Origin of the sequence: Streptomyces sp. 549 (assembly GCF_030124175.1) — a bacterium.
Classification (GTDB): domain Bacteria; phylum Actinomycetota; class Actinomycetes; order Streptomycetales; family Streptomycetaceae; genus Streptomyces.
Window position 1 is genome coordinate 39,393 of record NZ_JASKMT010000022.1, and the last position, 21,705, is coordinate 61,097.

A 21,705-nucleotide genomic window follows, 5' to 3' on the forward strand; every position below is an offset into this window, starting at 1 on the left:
TCAGCGGATCTCGGTGACCTCGGGGCCGCGCTGGAGCTTGTCGATGCCGCCCGCGTACTTCGAGCCGGCCTCGGCGTCGTCCTGCTGGACGCCGTCGGGGACCATCTGGGCGTCGTTGGGCAGCTTGAGCACGATCGGGTCCCGGGGCGCCATCGGCGCGTCACCGCGGACGACCACGGCGTCCTTGAAGATCTGCTCCAGCAGCCCGGCGGCCTGCGGCTGCACCGCGCCCTGGCCGGAGATGACGCCGCGCAGGAACCACCGCGGGCCGTCCACGCCGACGAAGCGCACCACCTGGACGCCGTTCTTGCCGTCCGGCAGCTGCACGGGGACCTGCGCGCGCAGCTCCCAGCCGAGCGGACCCTCGACCTCGTCGATCACACCGCCCTGCTGGGTGATGCCGGAGGCGATCTCCTCGCGCACCTCGTCCCAGATGCCCTCGCGCTTGGGCGCGGCGAACGCCTGGAGCTGGATGGCGCTGTCGCGCAGCACGATGGTGGCCGCCACGATGGCGTCCCCGGCGACCTCGACACGCAGTTCCATGCCCTCGACCCCGGGCACGAAGACGCCACCGAGGTCGACACGTCCCTTGTCCGGCTCGCTGACCTCGGAGAGGTCCCACGGCCCGTCGGGGCGCGGCGCGGGGGGCAGCTTGACCCTCGCGGGCGCCACCCCGGACTCCGCGGCCCCGTCCGCCGTTCCGTCGGCGGCCCCGCTGTCGTTACTGTCGTTCGAGACGCCTTCCGGCTTCTCGTCCCGCTTGTGACGACGTCCGAACACGTCACTGTCCCTTCAGGTCGGGGCGCTCAGCGCCACCGACCGCAGCGTATGGAATGTGCGGTGAGGCCCCACCGGCCGCACCGCTGTGGCCACCGGTCGAGCCGAAGCCCCCCGTGTCCCGCGCCGATCCCGGCAGCTCCCCCACTTCGTGGAAGCGCACCTTCTCGACCTGCTGCACGACGAGTTGAGCGATGCGGTCGAAGCGTTCGAACCGCACCTCCGCGCGCGGGTCGAGGTTGACGACGATCACCTTGATCTCTCCACGGTACCCGGCGTCGACCGTTCCCGGGGCATTCACCAGTGCCACACCGCACCGGGCCGCGAGGCCCGAGCGGGGGTGGACGAAGGCGGCGTAGCCGTCCGGCAGGGCGATCGAGATGCCGGTGGGCAGTACCGCCCGCTCGCCGGGCGGCAACGTGCGGGCCTCGGTGGTGACGAGGTCGACGCCGGCGTCGCCGGGGTGCGCGCGGCCGGGCAGCGGGACCTCGGGGTCGAGGCGGCGGATCAGGACGTCCACGGGCTCGCGCGGGCCGGTCACGGGTTCACCTCGAAGGCGCGTGCCCGGCGGACCTGGTCCGGGTCCTCCATGGCCGCCTTGATCTCCTCGTCGCGGCCGTGGTCGATGAAGTGCTCGACCTTGACCTCTATGAACACGGCAGTCGCCCGGACCGCGACGGGCCCGTCGGGTGCCCCGACGCGGCCGGTGGCGGTGCAGTAGATCTTGCGGCGGTGCACGGCGGTCACCCGTGCGTCCAGGTGGAGCACGGTGCCGACGGGCACCGGGCGGACGAAGTCGGTCTCCAGGCGGCCGGTCACCGAGATGACGTGCATGAGCCAGTTGAGCGAGCCGAGCGTCTCGTCGAGAGCGGTGGCCAGCACCCCGCCGTGGGCCAGGCCGGGGGCGCCCTGGTGCTCGGGCCGGACGGTGAACTCGGCGGTGACGTCGACGCCCTCGCCGGCCCGCACCTGGAGGTGCAGGCCGTGCGGCTGGGCGCCGCCGCAGCCGAAGCACTGGTCGTAGTGGGCGCCGATGGGCTCACCGGGCGCGGGCGCTTCCGGGTGCCGCACCGGGGGCAGCGCGCCCTCCGGCGGCGTCAACGAGGTCTTCACAGCTGTCACGTCCCAAGACCCTACCGCCGCGCGCGCACGACGGGTGCAGTCCCTGGTCGGCGGGGCAGCGCCGCGTGCAAAGCTTGGGTCATGCAGCCTTACGACGAACGACTCACCGCGCCCCGCTCCTGGTGGCTCATCGCGGGCCTGGCAGGCCTCTCCTGCGGGCTGACGCTGCTGCCCCTGGGGCTGGTGCCGATGCTGGCGGGCCTGGTGGCCGGCGGCGCCCTGGCGGCGGTGCTGGTGAGTTCCTACGGTTCGGTGCGCATCCGTGTGGTGGCGGGGTCGCTGGTGGCGGGCAGCGCACGCATCCCGCTGAGCGCGCTGGGGCGCGCGGAGGTGCTGGACGAGGCGGAGGCGCGGGCCTGGCGCTCGTACAAGGCCGACCCGAGGGCCTTCATGGTGCTGCGCGGCTACGTCCCGACGGCGGTGCGGGTGGAGGTCACGGATCCGGCGGATCCGACGCCGTACGTCTATCTGTCCTCGCGCCGCCCGGAGCGCCTGGTGGCCGCGCTGGAGTCGGCGTCTTCGGAGGTCTGACCGGCCGGTGGGAGTGCCGGCCACGGCTGCCTGGGGCGGTCGCGCAGGTCGGCGCGGATGCGTTCGGCGAGCTTGCGGGTCTCCCGGCGGTTCATCGCCGCTCCGGCGGCGGCGCCGATGAGGAACGGCGTGAGGTTGGGCAGGTTGCGCAGGCTCCGCTTCATCAGGCGGTGGCGCAGTTCCCGGCGGAACTGCACGCCCAGGGCGACGGTGACGGTCGCCGGCACGACCGGGTCGATGCCGCGTTCGGAGGACCAGGCGTTGAGGTACGCCGTTCCGCGCTGGGTGGCGGTGCCTGCGGGCCGGGCACCGTACAGCTCGTGCAGTTCGGCGATGAGCTTGAGTTCGATCGAGGCGACGCCGATGATCTCGGCGGCGAGCTCGGCCGGCATGGCCGGCGGCACGGGCAGCATCGCTGCGGCCCCGACGCCGGCACCTACGGTGGCGGAGCCGCGTACGGCGGTGGAGACCAGTCGGTCGGCGATCTCCTCCGGGCCCTGGCCCGGGAACTGGGCTCGGAGCGTGGCGAGATCGCGAGCGGGGATGCGCGGGGCGGTGTCGATGAGCCGGTCGGCGACAGCACCGAGAAACGCCCGCAGCCTGTGGCGGTCGTGGTCGGGCTTCCGGGCTTTCGCCTTGTTGCGCACACCGTGCCGACCGCGCAGGCGGCCCGGCCCGGCCGCACGCCTGGGAGCGAGCGAGGCGTCCGGGCCCCGCTCGGCATCACGTGCGTCGTCGGCCGACATGGGCACCGTTCGCGATCAGGCCGCGCAGTCGCGGCAGATCGGGTGGCCGTTCTTCTCCTCGGCGAGCTGGGAGCGGTGGTGGACGAGGAAGCAGCTCATGCAGGTGAACTCGTCCTGCTGCCGCGGCAGCACCCGTACGGACAGCTCCTCGTTGGAGAGGTCCGCGCCGGGCAGTTCGAGTCCCTCGGCCTGCTCGAACTCGTCCACGTCGACGGTCGACGCGGCCTTGTCGTTCCTGCGGGCCTTCAGTTCCTCGATGCTGTCCTCGTTGGCATCGTCGTCAGTCTTGCGTGGAGTGTCGTAATCCGTGGCCATCGTGTTCTCCCCCTCTGGGTGTCGTTTGGTGTCTCAGCGCGTAACGCGCGAGGGGCCGGACTTGTGCCCGACCTGAGGCGGAGATTTTGCCTCACATCAAGGCCTGTTACTCAATCGACACCCAACCGGACCCCTGCGGTAGTGGTCCGACGGACTGTCGATGGGCCTGTTATGACCCGAAGGTCGCAGTTCGCAGACGCCATCACGGGTACTTCCCGCAATATCGACCTGCGAAAACCTGGATTTTAGGGTGTTTTTCCCCGGGTTCCCGACCACACGGCGACATGGATCAAAAAATCGGGTGTGTGATCGATCACAGCAGGGCCCGGCGGGGAACGTACCGGGTGGATTACCCCCATTACCAACCTCCCGTCTCGCGGATGCACCGTACATGTATCAGACCGGCGGCGGATGCCCGACCCCGGTTGCCGGGCACCGGTCGGCTGGGGCGTTTCACGTCGGGTGCCCGCCCGCACCGGATCGAAGCGCGGCGGACGGGCGGGTCGGCCCACCCGGGCTCACGCCGGCCTCTCTCGGGGCCTCACACCGGCAGCGTGACCGTCACGACCAGCCCTCCGTCCTCCCGCGGCACCGCGGAGATCGCCCCGCCGTGAGCCCGGGTGGCGGACCGGACGATGGACAGTCCCAGCCCCACGCCCTTGTCGCTGCCGGTGCGCTCGGTGCGCAGCCGGCGGAACGGCTCGAACAGGTTGTCCACCTCGTAGGCGGGCACCTGCGGGCCGGTGTTCTCCACCGTCAGCCGCGCCTGCCCCGGTGTGGCCTCGGTGGTGACCGTCACCCAGCCGCCTTCGGCGACGTTGTAGCGGATGGCGTTCTGCACCAGGTTCAGCGCGATGCGCTCCAGCAGGACCCCGTTGCCCTGGACGTACACCGGCTGCCGCACGCCGCGCACCTCGACGCCCTTGCGCTCGGCCTCGGGGCGGGCCTGCTCGACCGCCTGGTCCGCCACCTCGGCCAGGTCCACCGGCTTGCGGTGGATGATCTCGTTCTCGCTGCGGGCCAGCAGCAGCAGACCCTCCACCAGTTGCTCGCTGCGCTCGTTGGTTGCCAGCAGTGTCCGGCCCAGCTGCTGCACCTCCACGGACGCGTCCGGATCGGAGAGCTGGACCTCCAGGAGGGTTCTGTTGATCGCCAGCGGCGTGCGCAGCTCGTGCGAGGCGTTCGCGACGAACCGCTGCTGGGCGGTGAAGGCGCGGTCCAGCCGGTCCAGCATGTCGTCGAAGGTGTCGGACAGCTCCTTCAGCTCGTCGTCGGGGCCGTCCAGCTCGATCCGGCGGTGCAGGTCCGACCCGGCCACCTGGCGGGCGGTACGGGTGATCCGGCCGAGCGGGGACAGCACCCGCCCGGCCATCACGTAGCCGAGGGCGAACGCGGCCACCGCCAGGCCCATCAGGGCCAGCAGCGAGCGCTGGAGCAGGGAGTCCAGGGCGATGCGGCGCTGGAGCTGCAGGCAGGCGTCCAGGGCCTGCCCCAGGTCGGCGCCGCTGCCGCTGGGCGGCAGCTCGCAGGTGTCGCTCGCCACCTGCACGGGACCGCTGATGCGCAGCGACAGCCGGCTGCCGTCCTGCAGGGCCTGCGCGGCGAGCAGGTAGATGATCGTCAGCAGCACCATGCCGGCGATGAGGAACATGCCGCCGTAGAGCAGGGTGAGCCGTATGCGGATGGTCGGGCGCAGCCACGGGTAGGAGCGCGGCGGCGCGGTGGGGTCCCAGGTCGGCTTGGGCGGGGCGGGCGGCGGTCCTGCGGACCGGTGGGGTGCGGGGGCGGACACGGCGGCCTCAGATGCGGTAGCCGGAACCGGGCACGGTGACGATCACCGGCGGTTCGCCCAGCTTGCGGCGCAGGGTCATCACGGTCACCCGGACCACGTTGGTGAACGGGTCGGTGTTCTCGTCCCAGGCCTTCTCCAGCAGCTGCTCGGCGGAGACGACGGTTCCCTCGCTGCGCATCAGCACCTCCAGGACGGCGAACTCCTTCGGGGCGAGCTGGATCAGCCGCCCGTCGCGGTGCACCTCGCGGCGGTTGGGGTCGAGCCTGATGCCGGAGCGTTCCAGGACCGGCGGCAGGGCGGTGGTGGTGCGGCGGCCCAGGGCCCGCACCCGGGCGATCAGCTCGGTGAACGCGAACGGCTTCGGCAGGTAGTCGTCGGCGCCGATCTCCAGCCCCTCCACCCGGTCGCTGACGTCACCGGAGGCGGTGAGCATCAGCACCCGGGTGGGCAGGCCCAGCTCGACGACCCTGCGGCACACGTCGTCGCCGTGGACCAGCGGCAGGTCGCGGTCGAGCACCACGACGTCGTAGTCGTTGAGGTCGACGCGCTCCAGGGCGGCGGCCCCGTCGTAGACGACATCCACGGCCATGGCCTGCCGGCGCAGGCCGGTGGCGACGGCGTCAGCGAGCAGCTGCTCGTCCTCGACGACGAGTACGCGCACGGCGCTTCCTTCCCTCAGGTACCAAAGGTGACGGCGGCGGCAGGGCCGACACACGTCCGATGTGACCTCCATCGTGCCCCGAAGTCCCATAAACCGGCTGTAAGAGAGCGCGGGAGGCGCGGATGCCGGACGCGGCAAGGATTTTTCCGGGACTTGAGGTTTCTCTGAGGCCGGGGGTGGGGAAATCCCCTCCACACCCGATCACGCCCTGTAGGCGGCATGCCACCCGCGCGCTGTCGACCACCGTCAGGGAACACGCCGTGATCGTCCCACCCCCGGCACACCCCCGTGCCGCCGACCCACGACGAGGGGGCGCACCATGGACGCGTTCACCGCAGGCCTTCTGCAGCGCATAAGGAGTACGGAACACGACCTGAACCGCGCTCGCGAGTCCGGCGACGACTTCCTCGCAGAGGTCGAGCAGGCAGAGCTCGAGGACCTGCACCGGCTGGCATCCGAGCACGGCGTGGAGGTCGGCGCTCTGCGCTGACGTCCGCAACCGGTCCATGACGAAGGTGCCCCCGCGCTGTCGCGGGGGCACCTTCGTCGTGTGCGGGCCGCCTGCCGGGCGGCTGGCGGGCAGCTGGCGGGCAGCGGCCACGTGGGCGGGGTCAGTCCCGCCAGGCGCCCAGCTCGTCCAGCAGCGGCTGCAGCTCGGCGAACACCCCGGGTGAGGCGGCGACCGCCAGGTCGGGCCCGAGCGGGCTGCCGGGCCGGCCACCGGTGAGCGCTCCGGCCTCCCGGGCGACGAGGTCGCCGGCCGCGTGGTCCCAGGGCTGGGTGCCGCGCTCGTAGTAGCCGTCGAGGCGCCCGCCGGCTACGTCGCACAGGTCCAGCGCGGCCGAGCCGGAGCGGCGGATGTCGCGGACCCGCGGCAGCAGTTCCGCGACGATGCGGCCCTGGACGACCCGCCGGTCCCGCGTGTAGGAGAAGCCGGTACCGACGAGCGCCTGGTGCAGCGGCGGCGACGGACGGCAGCTCACGGGCCGGCCGTTGCGCAGCGCGCCCCCGCCCAGTACGGCCTGGTGGACCTCGCCGCGCGGCGGAGAGGCCACCACGCCCACCACCGTCTCGCCGTCCACCTGGGCGGCGATGGAGACCGCCCAGCTGGGCAGGTTGTAGAGGTAGTTGACGGTGCCGTCGAGCGGATCGACGATCCACCGCACACCTGTGGTGCCCTCGGTGCTGGCGCCCTCCTCACCGAGCACGCCGTCGTGCGGGCGGCGCTCGGCGAGCAGGCCGGTGATCAGCTTCTCCGCCGCGATGTCCATCTCGGTGACCACGTCGATGGAGCTGCTCTTGGTCGCCGCGACGCCGAGGTCGGCCGGGCGGCTGCCGTGCAGCAGCTCACCGGCCTTTCGGGCGGCTTCCAGTGCCACGTCCAGCAGTTCGCTCCGCAGCGGATCGCTCACGTCTACCTCCAGGGGTGTTCCGGTCGGGGACGGGGACGGTCCCCGCACATCTGGACCGCGGCCGGCTCCCGGGGGTCGTTCCCGCAGGTGCCGGCCGCGGCCTCACAGGTACGGGCTGTCCGCGCCGGCCGCGGCGGGCCGAGGCGCGCGGGCCGGGCAGCACCCGATCGGGCACACGTCGTGCGAGGGGCCCAGCGCGCCCAGCGCGCAGCGCGCCGGCTGCTCGCCGCGCTCGGCCGCGGCCCGCTCCAGCACGAGTTCGCGCACGGCCGCGGCGAAGCGGGGGTCGGCGCCGACGGTCGCGGACCGTGCGACGGGCAGGCCCAGCTCGGCCGCCTTGGCCACGGCCTCGGTGTCGAGGTCGTAGAGGACCTCCATGTGGTCGGAGACGAACCCGATGGGCACCATGACGACCGCCGGGGTGCCGCCGGCGTGCAGGGTCTCCAGGTGGTCGCAGATGTCGGGTTCCAGCCACGGGATGTGGGGCGCGCCGCTGCGGGACTGGTAGACGAGGTCCCAGGAGTGGTCGGTGCCGGTCTGCTCGCGCACCGCGTCGGCCACCAGTCGGGCCGCGTCCAGGTGCTGGGCGACGTACGCGCCGCCGTCGCCGTGGCCCTCCACGGGCCCGGAGGTGTCGGCCGCGCTGGTCGGGATGGAGTGGGTGGTGAACACCAGCCGGGCGCCGCCGCGCACCTCCTCGGGCAGTTCGGAGAGCGAGCGCAGCACACCCTCGGTCACCGGCTCCAGGAACCCGGGGTGGTTGAAGTAGTGGCGGAGCTTGTCGACCCGCGGCAGTTCACCGGCCGGCAGCTCCTGCTCCAGCACCGCCAGGGACTCCGCCAGGTTCTCGCGGTACTGGCGGCAGCCCGAGTACGAGCCGTAGGCGCTGGTGGCCAGCACGAGGACGCGGCGCCGCCCGTCGCGTGCCATCTCGCGCAGCGTGTCGGTCAGGTAGGGGCCCCAGTTGCGGTTGCCCCAGTACACCGGGAGGTCCAGGCCGTGGTCCGCGAAGTCCTTGCGGAGGGCCTCCAGCAGGGCGCGGTTCTGGGCGTTGATCGGCGAGACACCGCCGAACAGGAAGTAGTGCTGCCCGACCTCCTCCAGGCGTTCCCTGGGGATGCCGCGCCCTCGCGTGACGTTCTCCAGGAAGGGCACCACGTCGTCGGGCCCCTCGGGGCCGCCGAAGGAGAGCAGGAGCAGGGAGTCATAGGGCTCGGGGTACGCATCGGGCATACCCCCGATCCTGCCATCACGAATTCCGCGCGGCGGTGACGCCCCGCCCCGTAAGCTGACCGGACGCACGTGATTCCTTACCGGGCGACCGGCATGACCTTCTGAGAGCTTCCCTTGCCCAGTCCCTACCGCGGGCTCTTCGCCGCGCCCGGCACCCGGTCCTTCACCGCCGCGGGGCTGGTCGGCCGCATGCCGATCGCGATGATGGGCCTGGGCGTCGTCACCATGGTGTCCGAACTGACCGGTGCCTACGGGGTCGCGGGCGCGCTGGCGGCGACCGTGGCGCTGTCGACGGCCGCCCTCGGGCCGCAGGTCTCCCGGTTGGTGGACCGCTACGGGCAGCGCCGAGTCCTGCGACCGGCCGCGCTCGTCGCCCTGACCGCGGTGGCCGCGCTGGTGCTGAGCACGGGGCTGGGGTGGCCGCAGTGGACGCTCTTCGTCTTCGCCGCGTTCGCCGGGTGCGTGCCCAGCCTGGGCTCCATGATCAGGGCCCGGTGGATCACCGTGTTCCGGGACCGGCCGGACCGGTTGCACGCGGCGTTCTCCTGGGAGTCCATCGTCGACGAACTCTGCTTCGTCTTCGGGCCGGTGCTCGCCATCGGCCTGTCCACCGGCTGGTTCCCGCAGGCCGGTCCGCTGGCCGCCGCGGTGTTCCTGGTGACCGGTGTGTTCTGGCTGACCTCGCAGCGCGCGACCGAGCCCGCCCCGCACCCCAGGGACCACAACTCCCCCGGTTCGGCACTGCGTACGCCGGGCCTGTGGATCCTGGTGGTGACACTCGTCGCGGTCGGGGCGATCTTCGGCGCGGTGGACGTCGCCACGGTGGCGTTCGCCGAGGAGCAGGACCGCAAGGCGGCGGCCAGCCTGCTGCTGGCGGTCTACGCCCTCGGTTCCTGCGTGGCGGGGGCGGCTTTCGGCATGTTCCGCCCGAGAGGTCCGGCGGTCCGCCGCTGGCTCGCCGGTGTGTGCGCGGTGGGCCTGAGTATGATCCCCCTCCAACTGGTCGGGAACCTGCCGTTCCTGGCCGTCGCGCTCTTCCTCGCGGGGCTGACGATCGCCCCGACGATGGTCACCACGATGGCCCTCGTCGGGGAGTTGGTCCCGCGCACCAAGCTCACCGAAGGCATGACGTGGGCGAGTACCGGCGTCGCGGTGGGAGTGGCGCTCGGCGCCTCGGCCACCGGCCGGGTGGTGGACGTGGCGGGGGCAGCGGCGGCCTACGGCGTGCCCGCGGTCGCCGGGGCGCTGGCGGTCGCGGCGGCGGTCCTCGGCCACCGCCGGCTGAGACCTCGGTCGGCGGCGGGGCGGCAGGAGGGGACGGCGAATGACCGGTTGGAGCAGGCGCAGCGACCGCAGGAGCGACACCTGGCGTAACTGGGCGGGGAACACCGGTTCCCGACCGCTGCGCACGGTGGCGCCCTCCACGACCTCGGCGCTGGCGGAGGTGGTGCGCCGGGCCGCCGAGGACGGACTGCCGGTCAAGGCGGTGGGCACCGGGCACTCCTTCACCTCCGTCGCGGGCACCTCGGGCGTGCTGATCCGCCCGGAGCGGCTCTGCGGTGTCAGGGCCATCGACCGGGCCGCGGGCACGGTGACGGCGGCGGCCGGCACTCCGCTGAAGCAGCTGAACCAGGTGCTGGCCGGTGAGGGCCTGTCGCTCACCAACATGGGCGACATCATGGAGCAGACCGTCTCGGGCGCGACCAGCACCGGCACCCACGGCACCGGGCGGGACTCGGCCTCACTGGCGGCCCAGATCGCCGGCCTGGAGATGGTGTGCGCCGACGGCTCGGTGCTGCGCTGCACGCCGGAGGAGAACGCGGACGTGTTCGCGGCGGCCCGGGTCGGGCTCGGCGCGCTGGGCGTGCTCAGCGAGATCACCTTCGCGGTCGAGCCGCTGTTCTGGCTGCACGCCCGGGAGCAGCCGATGGCGTTCGACGAGGTGACCTCGCGCTTCGAGGAGTTCGCGGCGGAGAACGAGCACTTCGAGTTCTACTGGTTCCCGCACACCGACGTGTGCCACACCAAGCGCAACAACCGGGCCCCGGGCCCCGCCCGGCCGCTGCCCGCGGTCCGGGGCTGGGTGGACGACGAGCTGGTGGCGAACGGCGTCTTCCAGGCCGCCTGCTCGCTCGGCCGCGCGGTGCCCGCCACCGTGCCGGCCATCGCCCGCATATCCGGGCGCGTGGTGAGCGACCGCGCGTACACCGACATCCCCTACAAGGTCTTCACCAGCCCGCGGCGGGTGCGCTTCCTGGAGATGGAGTTCGCCCTGCCCCGGGAGGCAGCCGTCGCGGCGCTGACCGATCTGCGCGCCATGATCGACCGCTCGGACCTGCGCATCGGGTTCCCGGTGGAGGTACGCACGGCGCCTGCCGACGACATCCCGCTGTCCAGCGCGAGTGGACGGGAGAGCGTGTACCTGGCCATGCACGTGTACCGCGGCACACCGCACGAGGCCTACTTCACCGCTGCCGAACGCATCATGACCGCACATGGCGGAAGGCCCCACTGGGGCAAGCTGCACAGCCGCGACGCGGAGTACCTGTCAGCGGTCTATCCGCGCTTCGCGGAGTTCACCGCACTGCGGGACCGGCTGGACCCCGACCGCCTGTTCCGCAACGACTACCTGCGGCGCGTGCTCGGCGAGTGACGTGCGGCCGGGAGACGCCGGGGCGGATCAGCCCGCGCCGGCGTCCCCGCCCCCGTCCTGCTGCTCACCGCCGGTACCGGCCGCCTCCCCGGCGTCACCGGAAGTCCCGGCGGAGCCGGAGCCCGAGGAGGTGCCGGAGCCGGACGAGCTGCCGCCGGTCGTTGCGCCCGGGTCGCCGGTCGTGCCGTCGGTGGCTTCCGGCGTCGGCGCGGGGTCGGGGGTGGGCGCGACCTGACCGCCGGTTCCGCCATCCGCACCCGTGCCGCCGGTGCCTCCGGTCGCCGGGGCGTCGGGCGCACCGGTGTCCGGGGCGGCGTCCGGCGAGGGGCCCTGCCACGGCTGGTCACTGCTGCCGGTGCCTCCACCGCTGCCGGATTCCGCCTCGGGCCCGGTGCCGGTGCCGGGGTCGGGCGTGACGTCGGGGGACGTGCGCTGGAACGCCTCACCGAAGGACGTGGTGCCGCCGCGGCCTCCGGAGACGTTGGTGCCGGACAGCAGCTCGTAGGTGGTCAGGCCGCCGATCGCCACGGCGAACACCAGGGCGGCGGGCAGCAAGCTGCGCTTCCAGCGCCGGCTCCGGGTGCCGTGGGTGACGGCCGCCCCGTACCCCTCACTCCGGACGTCCCTGTCTGCGGCCCCGTCTGCGGACCCGTCTGCGTTCGTGTCCCCGATCGCGTTCGCACCCGCGTTCGCACCCGCCGGGGTCGCCCCCCGGGGCAGGCGGGCCGTGCGCCGGGCGCGCGGAGCTGCCGCGACCGTCACATCCTTGACCTGCTCACCCGTACGGCGGAACAGGTGCTGGAAAACCGGTCCGCCCGTGGTCGCCACCACGCTCACCACGCCGGCGCCGATGAACGTGCCGTACACACCGAGCCGTCCCGCGATGAGCGCGGCGATGACGGCGGCCAGGGTGCTGCCTGCCACCTGGGCCACGCTGACGTCGATCTTCTTCTTCGGCCCGCCGCCCTCCGGCCCGTCGTGGCCCTTCACCCCTTCGTTCCCAGGGCTGTCCTGCTGGTTCGGCTCATCCGCCGCTTCGGCTTCCGCCGGTGTCTTCCCGTTCATCTCCCGCCTCGGTTCGCACAAGAGTCCCGCTGTGCACACAAGTGGGACCGACAGAGGGAAGTCATTGGTTCCGATTCTGTGGGTTCTGTGAAGATCGCCACCTTCCGGTGGCAACGGGAACGGCCGCCGTCCAGCAAACTCCGCACCACTGGAAGAAGTTCAGTGGCGCGCCGGTCCACCCACATGGCCCTAATGGAGTAGTGTGACGAGCCCTGGCCCTGGCCTGACCCGGCCTGCGTAGCACAGAGTGAGCGGTTCGATCACACAGAGTGGCCAACTGGTAACCGTGCCATAACGGCGGTTCGGGACGCAGTCCCGACACGCCGGGCAAGTCGGCAAGGTAGTGGCAGGCTGAACCCGGGCAGGCCACACTCGTCTAGCGGGAGAGCAGCGACGCACGTGACGTCGGCAGGCACCACCCGGGAGGTCCCCATGCCCGAACTGCGCGTCGTGGCGGTCAGTAACGACGGCACACGGCTGGTGCTCAAGGCGGCCGACGACAGCCAGTACACCCTTCCCATCGACGAACGACTGCGGGCCGCGGTGCGCAACGACCGTGCCCGGCTCGGCCAGATCGAGATCGAGGTCGAGAGCCACCTGCGGCCCCGTGACATCCAGGCGCGCATACGAGCCGGTGCCACGGCCGAGGAAGTCGCCCAGATGGCCGGCATCCCCGTCGACCGGGTCCGCCGCTTCGAGGGCCCGGTACTCGCCGAGCGCGCCTTCATGGCCGAGCGCGCCCGCAAGACCCCCGTCCGCCGCCCCGGTGAGAACACCGGCCCGCAGCTAGGCGAGGCGGTCGCCGAGCGGCTGCTGATGCGCGGCGCCGACAAGGACACCGTGCAGTGGGACTCCTGGCGGCGCGACGACGGGACGTGGGAGGTCCTGCTGGTCTACCTGGTCGCCGGTGAGGCGCACTCCGCGAGCTGGACGTACGACCCGCCGCGCCGCCTGGTGCAGGCGGTCGACGACGAGGCGCGGACGCTGATCGGGGAGACCGACGACACGCCCGAGCCGAGCTTCCCGTTCGTGCCGCGCATCGCACGGCTGCCCCGGGACCGGGACGGCGAGGACGGCGAGCTCCGGGCCGACTCCGGCCGGGCCGAGCCGGCCCGGATCGACAACGAGGACCGCGACTCGCTGACCAGCCTGCTGGAGGCGGTACCGAGCTTCCGCGGCGACATGATCGTGCCCGAGCCGCCGCCCTCGGACGCGCCGGAGGTGGAGACCGAGCCGGCCGCCGCCGAGCCGGCCGAGGAGATCGAGCCGCCGGCCCCCGCGGCCAGCGCGGGTTCGGCGTACGCGGACATCCTGATGCCCCGCTCGGTCGCGGGGCACCGTGACCGGCTGACCGGCACCACCGACCGCCAGGCCGAGGCGGACGGCGTCCGGCCGGGCCGGCGGGCCGCCGTGCCCAGCTGGGACGAGATCGTCTTCGGCACCCGGCGCAAGAAGCAGGAGTGAGCCCGCCCGGGGGCGGGGGCGCCTGCCCTCACCCCCGGGAGCCGCACACCGTCACCCGTCCGGGTGATACCTCGGCTAGGAGTTCCGGCGTTCGCGCCCGGCGTGCAGGCGGTCGGGGCGCGTGCTACGGACTTCCCCCTCAGCCCGGCTCGGGGCCGGTGGCGACCGGCCGCTCAGGGTCGGCCGACCACGCCGACCACGAACCCGGGTACAGCGCCGCGTCCGTCCCGGCCGCCGCGAGCGCCAGCACCTGGTGCGCGCCGGACACCCCCGAGCCGCAGTACACGCCCACCTCGGCTCCGGGCACGGCCCCCAGGGCGGCGAACCGGTCCGCCAGCTCGCCCGGTGGCCGGAAGGTGCCCTCCGGGGTCACGTTCTCCGTGGTGGGCGCGCTGAGCGCGCCCGGGATGTGGCCGGCGACCGGGTCGATCGGCTCCACCTCACCGCGGTAGCGCTCCCCCGCCCTCGCGTCCAGCAGCACCCCGCGCCGCGCCAGCCCGGCTGCGCCGTCGGCGTCCAGTACCGGCACGCTGCCCGGCCTGGGCTCGAAGTCGCCCGGCGCGGGCTCGGGCAGCTCGGTGCTCAGCGGGCCCGGCCAGGCCGCCAGGCCGCCGTCGAGCACCCTGACCTGCTCGTGGCCGGCCCAGCGCAGCAGCCACCAGGCACGGGCCGCGGCCCAGCCCTGGCCGCCGTCGTAGACGACAACCGGCCTGTCCGCGCTGACTCCGGCGCGGCGCATCGTGGTACCGAAGTCGTCCGGGTCGGGCAGCGGATGCCGTCCGCCGCTGCCCGCCGGGCCCGCCAGCTCGGTGTCGAGGTCGACGTACACCGCGCCGGGCAGGTGCCCGGCCGCGTAGGCCGGTCGGCCGGACGGTCCGCCCTGCTCCCAGCGGACGTCGAGCAGCACCGGGCAGAGTGGGCCGCCGGGCCCCGCGGCGGGGCCCGGGGCGAGTTCGGCGGCTAGATCGGCAGCCAGTTCGGCGGCACTGATGAGAGGCGTCATGCGGGCATTCTCACCCGGCCCGGTCTCCCGCGGGGCCCGTTCCCAGCCGGTGGTCCCCGGACGGGGCGGCGGGAAATCCGGTCAATCCCCGCCCCCGCTGCGAGAAATGCGGCGCGGCGGGTACACACCAGGTCGGAGGATGCGAGCATCACCCCTACAGACACACAGCGCACACGGCAGGTCACGGCGCGCAGCAGTACGACGTTCACGGTGCCCTGGGCACCGCACGACCGCATCGATGATGGTCCGAGGAGACGACAGAAGATGACCGAGGCAGTGACTCGGCCCGCGCCGGGTACACCCTGCTGGGCCAGCCTGAGAGTGCACGACCTGGCGGCCGGCCAGAAGTTCTACAGCGAGCTGTTCGGCTGGGAGTTCCGCGAGGGTCCGCGCCAGACCGGGCCCTTCGTGCGGGCGCACTTCGGGGACCTGGTCGTGGCCGGGCTGGGAGAGGCCCGCCACGAGCCCTCCGGGCTGGGGGCGTGGCTGCCCTACCTGGCGACCGACGACGCCGACGCGACCTGTGCCCGCATCCGCGAGAGCGGCGGCACGGTGGCGGTCGGGCCGCTCGACTCGGGCGAGGACGGGCGGCTGGCGATCGCCTCCGACCCGAGCGGCGCGGCCTTCGGCATCTGGCAGGCGGGGCTGCACAGCGGCACCGAGCCGGACGGCCGTCCCGGCACCGCGGTGTGGGACGAGCTGGTGACCCGCAGCGCCCACGCGGTCCGGCCGTTCTACCGGGCGGTGTTCGGCTTCGACACCGAGCGGGTGGAGGCCGCCAGCGGCAACGAGTACCTGGCCCTGAAACTGGACGGGCGGCTCGTCGGCGGGATGCGCGGCGTCGGGGACGAGCTGCCGTCCGACCGCGGCCCGTACTGGACGACGTACTTCTCGGTCACCGACGCCGACGACGCCGCCCGGCGGGTGGTGGAGCTGGGCGGCCAGATCCTGCGGGACCCGCGGAACTCGCCGTACGGCCGGCTCGCCCACGTCGCGGACTCCGAGGGGGCGGCGTTCGCGGTGGTGCAGCTGACGGACCCCAGCGACGCGGTGACCCGTCCGCTGCGCAGGTAGCGGACGTCCGCTTCGTACGCGGCGGTAGCGGCCGGGCGGACGTCCGGCGCGGGAGCCCCCGGGGGCCGGTCAGCGGCGCGGCGCCGGCAGCGGCACGCCGTCCACCGGCAGCACGTCCGGGGACAGCGCGCCGGCCCCGGCCGCGGCGGCCGTCAGGCGCCGCCGGTGGTGGCGACGGCACAGCACCTCGTAGCCGACTTCACCGGGCGGCCGTCCGACGTCGCCGACGACGACCTGCGCGCCCTCCACGACCATCTGCCCGTCGACGGTGCGCGCGTTGTGCGTGGCGCGCGCACCGCACCAGCACAGGGCCTCCACCTGGAGGACCTCGACTCGGTCGGCCAGTTCGATGAGGCGCTGCGCACCGGGGAAGAGCCGGGTGCGGAAGTCGGTGGCGATGCCGAAGGCGAACACGTCTATGCCCAGGTCGTCGACCACCCGGGCCAGCTGGTCGATCTGGTCCTCGGTGAGGAACTGGGCCTCGTCGGCGATCACGTAGTCGGTCCGGCCGCCCGCGGTGAGGTGGGCGACGAGGTGGGCGTGGAAGTCGAAGCCGTCGCCCGCCTCCACCGCCTCGGTGACCAGGCCGAGCCGGGAGGAGAGCCGCCCCTCCCCCGCCCGGTCGTTGCGGGTGAAGATCATGCCCTGGAGGCCCCGCGCGGACCGGTTGTGCTCGATCTGCAGGGCAAGCGTGGACTTCCCGCAGTCCATTGTTCCACTGAAGAACACCAGCTCGGGCATGGGGAGTTGCGGCCTTTCAGGGTGACGAGGTGACGTGCGGCGCGGGCGTGCGTCAGGTTCGCACTTCGAGCAGCGGGACGAGCTGCTCGGCCGGGGTGAGGGACCCGTGCATGCCGACGAGGGCGGACTCGTTGGGTTCGGTGCGGGTGGCGACGACGGCCGCGGTGCCGTCCATCGCCACCACGACGTCGCCGATGCGGTCGTACACGCGGTCGTCGACGCCCTTGCCGGGCAGGCCGAACCAGCCCAGCTCGATGGCCTCGTCCCGGGTGGCGACCCACGCCTGGTCGGCGAGCACCTCGCGCCAGACGGCGTACACGTCGCGGGCGGCGCCGGGAACGGCGTAGAGGTGCCGGGCGCGGCCCTCACCGCCGAGGCGCCGGACGCCGGCGCTCAGTTCCCAGTCCTCGTCGAAGTCGAAGCGGTGCGCGTCGCCCGGCGGCACGTCGACCATGCCGTGGTCGGCGGTGACGTACAGCGCGGAGCGCGGCGGCAGTTGCTCGGCGAGGCGCTGCGCCAGGCGGTCGACGTGGGCGAGCTGGCCGCGCCAGGCGTCGGAGTCCACACCGTGGCGGTGGCCGTTGCCGTCCAGCTCGGCGTAGTACGTGTAGACCAGCGCCCGGTCCCCGGCGCCCAAGCGGTCCGCGGCCAGGTCCATGCGCTCCTCGCCGGTGAGCCGGCCGAAGAAGGTGCCGCCGGACAGCGCGACGCGGGTGAGCGGGGTGGTCTCGAAGTGCGGGGCCGACACCTGGCAGGTGGCGACGCCTGCGGCGTGCGCCTGCTGGAAGACGGTCGGGTAGGGCTGCCAGACGTGGGGGTCCGTCCACGGCTGCCAGCGGAGCTGGTTCATCAGCCCGCCGGTGTCGGGGTCGAGCACGGTGTACCCGGGCAGCCCGTGCGCGGCGGGGGTGAGGCCGGTGCCGACGGAGGCGAGCGAGGTGGCCGTGGTGGACGGGAATCCGGACGTGATGGGGGTGCCCGCGCCGCCTCCCGAGGTGGCCAGCAGCGAGGTGAGGAACGGCGCCTGGGCGGGGTGGTCCCGCAGGATGTGCCAGCCGAGCCCGTCGACGAGGAAGACGCAGACCCGGTCGGCCGGCTCGATGGCCAGGCGGGCCGCGTGGCCGGGCACGTGCTGCCCGGCGGCGATGGTCGGCAGCAGGTCGGCGAGCGAGGCGTCGCCGTAGCGGGGCGCGGGGGCGCTGCGCGGGTCGAGGGGTTCGGGATCGGGCAGCGGCGCTCCCGGGGCTGCGGGGGGTGCCATCAGCGGGACGTCACCGTCGCCTCGGACAGCGCCTGGGCGAAGGAGAGCGCCTGGCGCACGGTGTCCGGGCCGTCGCCGGCCTCGCTGACCCGCAGGGAGAGGTCGTCCGCGGTGGTGGACCCGGTGTAGCCGTGGTCGGCATCGCAGTTGGGGTCGCCGCAGGCGGCCGGTTCCAGGTCGATGCGGCTGACCGCGCCCCAGCCGATGGTGAGGACCACCTCGCGGGGCAGCGTGCCGGGGGTGTACGACTCCGGGTTCGCGACCACCCGGCTCAGCACCACCGAGGAGATGCGGTCCAGCTTCACCGACTCGGTGGAGGTGGTGGCGTAGGGCACGGAGGCGTCGCCGTCGGCGGCCTGCTCGTCGGTGTGGCTGACGATGAACCGGGTGCCGGTCAGCACCAGCACGGTGACATGGCGGCGCACCTCGTTGGAGTCGAAGGTCGTCTCCTGGTGCACGACGTAGGAGGCGACCGGTTCTCCGCCGACCGCGACCTCCACCGCCTCGGCCACGAGGGCGGGGTAGTAGCCACTGCGCTCGATCGCCGTACGCAGTCCCTGCGTCGTCGTTCCGGTCTTCGCCATGCGGCCCATCCTACGGGGACGGGGAGGTGTCAGTACGCGGGCAGACGGCGCGGGCCGAGGTCGGTGGTGGCCGCTGGCGGGGCCAGGCGCACCGCCGCGCCGAGCACGGCGAGCCCGTGCGGGGCGACGACGACCGGCTCCAGCTCTACCGAGACGATCTGCGGGTGGTCGTCGACGAGCAGCGACACCCGCAGCAGCAGGTCCTCCAGCGCGGCGGTGTCCACCGGCTGGGAGCCACGCCAGCCGAACAGCATGGGCGCGGTGCGGATGCCGCGGACCAGCCCGGCGGCCTCCCGGTCGGTGACGGGGACCAGCCGGTAGGCGAGGTCGCCGAGCAGCTCCGAGGGCGGCCCGGCCAGCCCGAAGGACAGCACCGCGCCGATGGAGGGGTCCACCGCGGCCCGCACCACGGTGTCCACGCCGCGCGGCGCCATGGCCTGCACGACAGGCCGCAGCTCCTGCGCGGTGCCCAGGGTGGTGGTCAGTTCGGCGTGGACGCGGCGCAGCGCGGGCTCGCCGGCGAGGTCGAGGCGGACCGCGCCGAGGTCGGCCCGGTCCTTGAGGTGCGGCGCGGTGGTCTTCAGCGCCACCGGGTAGCCGAGCGAGGCCGCCGCCGCCGCGGCGGCGTCGGCGTCGGGGGCGGGGACCGCCGGGGAGACGTGGATGCCGTAGCCGCCGAGCAGGGCGGCGGTGTCGGCGGCGCCGAGCGGGACACTGCGGGAGCGGTCGGCGGCCGGGGCCCTGGCCGGGTCCAGCCCGGCGGAGCGCAGGGCGCTGGTGATCAGCTCGGCCGCCGCGGTCTCCGCCACGTCGTGGTCGGGGACCCGGCCGGGAGTGGCCGCGTCGGCCTGCCACTGCGCGTAGCGCACGGCCTCCGCGAGGGCCCGCACGGCGCGCTCGGGGGCGGGGAAGGAGGGGATGCGGCGTTCGCTGAGCGCGGCGTCCAGCCCTTCGATGGCCAGATGGGCGACGGAGACCGGCTTGCCCGATCCGGCGGCGGCCGACTGGAGCGCGTCGGCGAGCTCACCGGCCTGCCAGGCGTCGACCCAGGGGATCGCGGTGACGACGACGGCGTCCGTGCCGGGGTCTGCCAGCGCGGCGGCCAGTGCCTGCCGGAAGTCCTCCGGTGCGGCGGAGGAGGTCAGGTCCACCACCTGGGCGGGTTGCAGGCCCTGGGCGAGGCAGGCGTCGTAGGTGAGCAGGCCGAGCGACTCGGCGTTGCCGAGCGTGGTGACCCTCGGTCCGGCGGGCAGCGGCTGGAAGGCGAGCTGGACGCCGGTGTCGACGAGTTCGGTGACGGTGTCGACGAGCAGCACGCCGGCCTGCCGCAGCAGCACCGACACGGTGGCGTCCGGGGTGCGGCTGGCGGGGACGGCGTGGCCGGGCGGCGGCGCGCTGCCGCTGTGCCGGGCGCCCTTGACCACGACGACCGGCTTGCGCACGGCGGTGCGCTTGACGAGCCGGGTGAACTTGCGGGGGTTGCCGATGGACTCCAGGTACATCAGGACCACGTCGGTGTCCGGGTCGTCGTCCCAGTACTGCAGCACGTCGTTGCCGGAGACGTCGGCGCGGTTGCCGGCGGCGACGAACGAGGACAGCCCGGCGCCGCGGCGGTGCAGTCCGGCGAGCAGGGCGATGGCGATCGCCCCTGACTGGGTGAACAGCCCGATCCGGCCGCGTTCGGGGGTCTCCGGGGAGAGCGTCGCGTTGAGGCGTACCGCGGGTGAGGTGTTGAGCAGGCCGAAGGCGTTGGGGCCGATGATCCGCATGCCGTAGGAGCGGGCGCGGCGGACGAGTTCACGCTGCTCGGCCCGGTCGAAGTCGGCGGACAGTACGACGAGCCCCTGCACGCCGTGCTCACCGCAGTCGGTGACGACGGGGCCGACCTGGTCGGCAGGGACGGCGAGCACCGCGAGGTCGACGGGTTCGGGGATGTCGCGCACCGAGCGGTGGGCGGACACGCCGGGCACGCCGTCGAGCGCGGTCGCGCCGGGTTCCAGGCGGTGGTTGACGGCGTAGGTGCGGCCGGTGAAGCCGGCGGTGCGCAGCGACTCCAGCACCGAGCGGCCGGCGCCGCCGGGGCTGCGGCCGGCGCCGATGACGGCGACCGAGCGGGGGGCGAGCAGCCGCTGCACCGAGTGCGCCTCGGCGCGCTGCTCGCGGGCGCGCATGACGGCCAGCGACTCGGCGGTGGGTTCGAGGTCGAGGTCGAGATGGACCGAGCCGTCCTCGAAGCTGCGCTTCTGGGAGTAGCCGGCGTCGGTGAAGACCTTGATCATCTTGCTGTTGGCGGGCAGCACCTCGGCGGTGAAGCGGCGCACGCCGCGTTCACGGGCGCAGGCCGCGATGTGCTCCAGCAGGGTGGAGGCGACGCCGCGTCCCTGGTGGGCGTCCTGGACGAGGAACGCCACCTCGGCGTTGTCGGCGGGCGCGGACGCCGGGCGGCCAGCGGCGTCGATGCGGTCGTAGCGCACGGTGGCGATGAACTCGCCGCCGACGGTGACGGCGAGGCCGACCCGGTCGACGTAGTCGTGGTGGGTGAAGCGGCGTACGTCGCGGTCCGACAGGCGGGGGTAGGGCGCGAAGAAGCGGTAGTACTTCGACTCGTCCGACACCTGCTCGTAGAAGCTGACGAGGCGGCCCGCGTCATCGGGGGTGATCGGCCGGATCGTGGCCGTCCCTCCGTCGCGCAGCACCACGTCGGCTTCCCAGTGGGTCGGGTAGGCACGCTCCGGGGCTGGCTGCATGGGCACAGCGTACGGGCCGCGGCCGGGTGCCGGACCGGGCCGCGACCCGTACGCGGCGGGTGTCCCAGTTCGCGGACGCGGGTGCGTGGCAGGCTTCCGGGACGGCAGAGTGCGGGGAAGGACCACGCGCCCCTCCGTGCGAAACTGGTCTAGACAACTCTCCGAATGAAGGGCAACACCATGGCTGAGCGCCGCGTCTCCGTCGGCTGGCCCGAGGGCCTGCACGCCCGTCCCGCCTCCATCTTCGTTCGCGCCGCGACCGCCGCCGGCGTGCCCGTCACCATCGCCAAGAAGGACGGCGACCCCGTCAACGCCGCCTCGATGCTGGCCGTGCTCGGCCTGGGCGCCGAGGGTGGCGAGGAGGTCGTACTGGCCTCCGACGCCGAGGGTGCGGACGCCGCGCTGGACCGCCTGGCGAAGCTGGTGGCCGAAGGGCTGGAGGAGCTCCCCGAATCGGTCTGAGCACCCCGCCCGGCACTCCCCCGGCACCCGGGGGAGCCGGCAGCGGCAAAAGGCGGCGGAGC

The 21,705-nt window shown here is 73.6% G+C and carries 22 protein-coding genes; 7 read left to right on the top strand and 15 right to left on the bottom strand.

All coding sequences use genetic code 11. The features are described 5' to 3' along the window. From QNO07_RS21305 to QNO07_RS21315, 3 genes are read right to left on the bottom strand one after another with little or no spacing between them, the layout of a single operon-like run. Positions 1-780, bottom strand: a complete 780-nt coding sequence (locus tag QNO07_RS21305; protein ID WP_283993821.1) for a DUF3710 domain-containing protein — start codon at positions 778-780, stop codon at positions 1-3. Position 781: 1 nt separating this feature from the next. Continuing rightward, a complete protein-coding gene (gene dut / locus QNO07_RS21310) occupies positions 782-1,318 on the bottom strand; it encodes a dUTP diphosphatase (protein WP_283993822.1) in 537 nt (178 codons plus the stop codon). After that, entirely contained in the window at positions 1,315-1,899 is a 585-nt protein-coding gene (locus QNO07_RS21315; protein WP_283993823.1) for a PaaI family thioesterase, read from the bottom strand. Before QNO07_RS21315 ends, dut begins: the two co-directional genes overlap by 4 nt. Positions 1,900-1,980: 81 nt before the next feature. Between QNO07_RS21315 and QNO07_RS21320 the strand changes: the two genes are divergently transcribed. After that, positions 1,981-2,430, top strand: a complete 450-nt coding sequence (locus QNO07_RS21320; protein ID WP_283993824.1) for a DUF3093 domain-containing protein — start codon at positions 1,981-1,983, stop codon at positions 2,428-2,430. Here QNO07_RS21320 and QNO07_RS21325 read toward each other — a convergent pair. From QNO07_RS21325 to QNO07_RS21340, 4 genes are all read right to left on the bottom strand, one after another. Continuing rightward, a complete protein-coding gene (locus tag QNO07_RS21325; RefSeq protein WP_283993825.1) occupies positions 2,364-3,176 on the bottom strand; it encodes a hypothetical protein in 813 nt (270 codons plus the stop codon). The two genes, QNO07_RS21320 and QNO07_RS21325, sit on opposite strands and share 67 nt — an antisense overlap. A gap of 15 nt (positions 3,177-3,191) precedes the next feature. After that, the gene (locus QNO07_RS21330; protein WP_283993826.1) at positions 3,192-3,491 is read right to left on the bottom strand and encodes a DUF4193 domain-containing protein; all 300 of its coding nucleotides are present in this window, start codon (positions 3,489-3,491) and stop codon (positions 3,192-3,194) included. A 541-nt stretch (positions 3,492-4,032) separates the two neighbouring features. Then, positions 4,033-5,283, bottom strand: coding sequence for a sensor histidine kinase (locus tag QNO07_RS21335; protein WP_283993827.1), 1,251 nt, complete (start codon positions 5,281-5,283; stop codon positions 4,033-4,035). 7 nt (positions 5,284-5,290) lie between these two features. Continuing rightward, positions 5,291-5,944: a response regulator transcription factor gene (locus QNO07_RS21340; RefSeq protein WP_283993828.1), complete on the bottom strand. Its 654-nt coding sequence runs from the start codon at positions 5,942-5,944 to the stop codon at positions 5,291-5,293. Positions 5,945-6,263: 319 nt separating this feature from the next. Here QNO07_RS21340 and QNO07_RS21345 point away from each other — a divergent pair, with 319 nt between their 5' ends. Beyond that, entirely contained in the window at positions 6,264-6,434 is a 171-nt protein-coding gene (locus QNO07_RS21345; RefSeq protein WP_283993829.1) for a hypothetical protein, read from the top strand. A gap of 121 nt (positions 6,435-6,555) precedes the next feature. On the opposite strand, the gene QNO07_RS21350 is transcribed toward QNO07_RS21345, so the two are convergent. Together QNO07_RS21350 and QNO07_RS21355 are read right to left on the bottom strand one after the other, a co-directional pair. Continuing rightward, positions 6,556-7,356: an inositol monophosphatase family protein gene (locus QNO07_RS21350; RefSeq protein WP_283993830.1), complete on the bottom strand. Its 801-nt coding sequence runs from the start codon at positions 7,354-7,356 to the stop codon at positions 6,556-6,558. A gap of 102 nt (positions 7,357-7,458) precedes the next feature. After that, positions 7,459-8,589, bottom strand: a complete 1,131-nt coding sequence (locus tag QNO07_RS21355; RefSeq protein ID WP_283993831.1) for a ferrochelatase — start codon at positions 8,587-8,589, stop codon at positions 7,459-7,461. A gap of 114 nt (positions 8,590-8,703) precedes the next feature. Between QNO07_RS21355 and QNO07_RS21360 the strand changes: the two genes are divergently transcribed. Together QNO07_RS21360 and QNO07_RS21365 are read left to right on the top strand one after the other, a co-directional pair. Then, positions 8,704-9,963, top strand: coding sequence for an MFS transporter (locus QNO07_RS21360; RefSeq protein WP_283993832.1), 1,260 nt, complete (start codon positions 8,704-8,706; stop codon positions 9,961-9,963). Then, entirely contained in the window at positions 9,914-11,242 is a 1,329-nt protein-coding gene (locus tag QNO07_RS21365; RefSeq protein ID WP_283993833.1) for a D-arabinono-1,4-lactone oxidase, read from the top strand. Before QNO07_RS21360 ends, QNO07_RS21365 begins: the two co-directional genes overlap by 50 nt. A gap of 27 nt (positions 11,243-11,269) precedes the next feature. Here the strand turns inward: QNO07_RS21365 and QNO07_RS21370 are convergent, their stop codons facing one another. After that, a complete protein-coding gene (locus QNO07_RS21370) occupies positions 11,270-12,307 on the bottom strand; it encodes a hypothetical protein (protein WP_283993834.1) in 1,038 nt (345 codons plus the stop codon). A 399-nt stretch (positions 12,308-12,706) separates the two neighbouring features. On the opposite strand from QNO07_RS21370, the gene sepH reads away from it, so the two are divergent. Next, positions 12,707-13,771: a septation protein SepH gene (gene sepH, locus QNO07_RS21375; RefSeq protein WP_283993835.1), complete on the top strand. Its 1,065-nt coding sequence runs from the start codon at positions 12,707-12,709 to the stop codon at positions 13,769-13,771. 139 nt (positions 13,772-13,910) lie between these two features. On the opposite strand, the gene QNO07_RS21380 is transcribed toward sepH, so the two are convergent. After that, positions 13,911-14,774, bottom strand: a complete 864-nt coding sequence (locus QNO07_RS21380) for a sulfurtransferase (protein WP_283993836.1) — start codon at positions 14,772-14,774, stop codon at positions 13,911-13,913. Positions 14,775-15,038: 264 nt separating this feature from the next. On the opposite strand from QNO07_RS21380, the gene QNO07_RS21385 reads away from it, so the two are divergent. After that, on the top strand, positions 15,039-15,848 hold the full coding sequence (locus QNO07_RS21385) for a VOC family protein (RefSeq protein ID WP_283993837.1): 810 nt from the start codon (positions 15,039-15,041) through the stop codon (positions 15,846-15,848). Between the two features lie 69 nt (positions 15,849-15,917). On the opposite strand, the gene QNO07_RS21390 is transcribed toward QNO07_RS21385, so the two are convergent. The 4 genes from QNO07_RS21390 to QNO07_RS21405 are packed head-to-tail and all read right to left on the bottom strand — an operon-like array spanning position 15,918 to position 21,181. Next, positions 15,918-16,589: a thymidine kinase gene (locus QNO07_RS21390; RefSeq protein WP_283993838.1), complete on the bottom strand. Its 672-nt coding sequence runs from the start codon at positions 16,587-16,589 to the stop codon at positions 15,918-15,920. A 52-nt stretch (positions 16,590-16,641) separates the two neighbouring features. Further along, positions 16,642-17,850, bottom strand: a complete 1,209-nt coding sequence (locus QNO07_RS21395) for an alkaline phosphatase family protein (RefSeq protein ID WP_283993839.1) — start codon at positions 17,848-17,850, stop codon at positions 16,642-16,644. Beyond that, on the bottom strand, positions 17,850-18,434 hold the full coding sequence (locus QNO07_RS21400) for a DUF5998 family protein (RefSeq protein WP_283993840.1): 585 nt from the start codon (positions 18,432-18,434) through the stop codon (positions 17,850-17,852). The genes QNO07_RS21395 and QNO07_RS21400 overlap by 1 nt, the downstream gene beginning before the upstream one ends. A 29-nt stretch (positions 18,435-18,463) precedes the next feature. Continuing rightward, complete coding sequence (locus QNO07_RS21405; protein WP_283993841.1) at positions 18,464-21,181, bottom strand: bifunctional acetate--CoA ligase family protein/GNAT family N-acetyltransferase; 2,718 nt, start codon at positions 21,179-21,181, stop codon at positions 18,464-18,466. A gap of 180 nt (positions 21,182-21,361) precedes the next feature. Here QNO07_RS21405 and QNO07_RS21410 point away from each other — a divergent pair, with 180 nt between their 5' ends. Next, the gene (locus QNO07_RS21410) at positions 21,362-21,643 is read left to right on the top strand and encodes an HPr family phosphocarrier protein (RefSeq protein ID WP_283993842.1); all 282 of its coding nucleotides are present in this window, start codon (positions 21,362-21,364) and stop codon (positions 21,641-21,643) included. Positions 21,644-21,705: the final 62 nt, after the last annotated feature.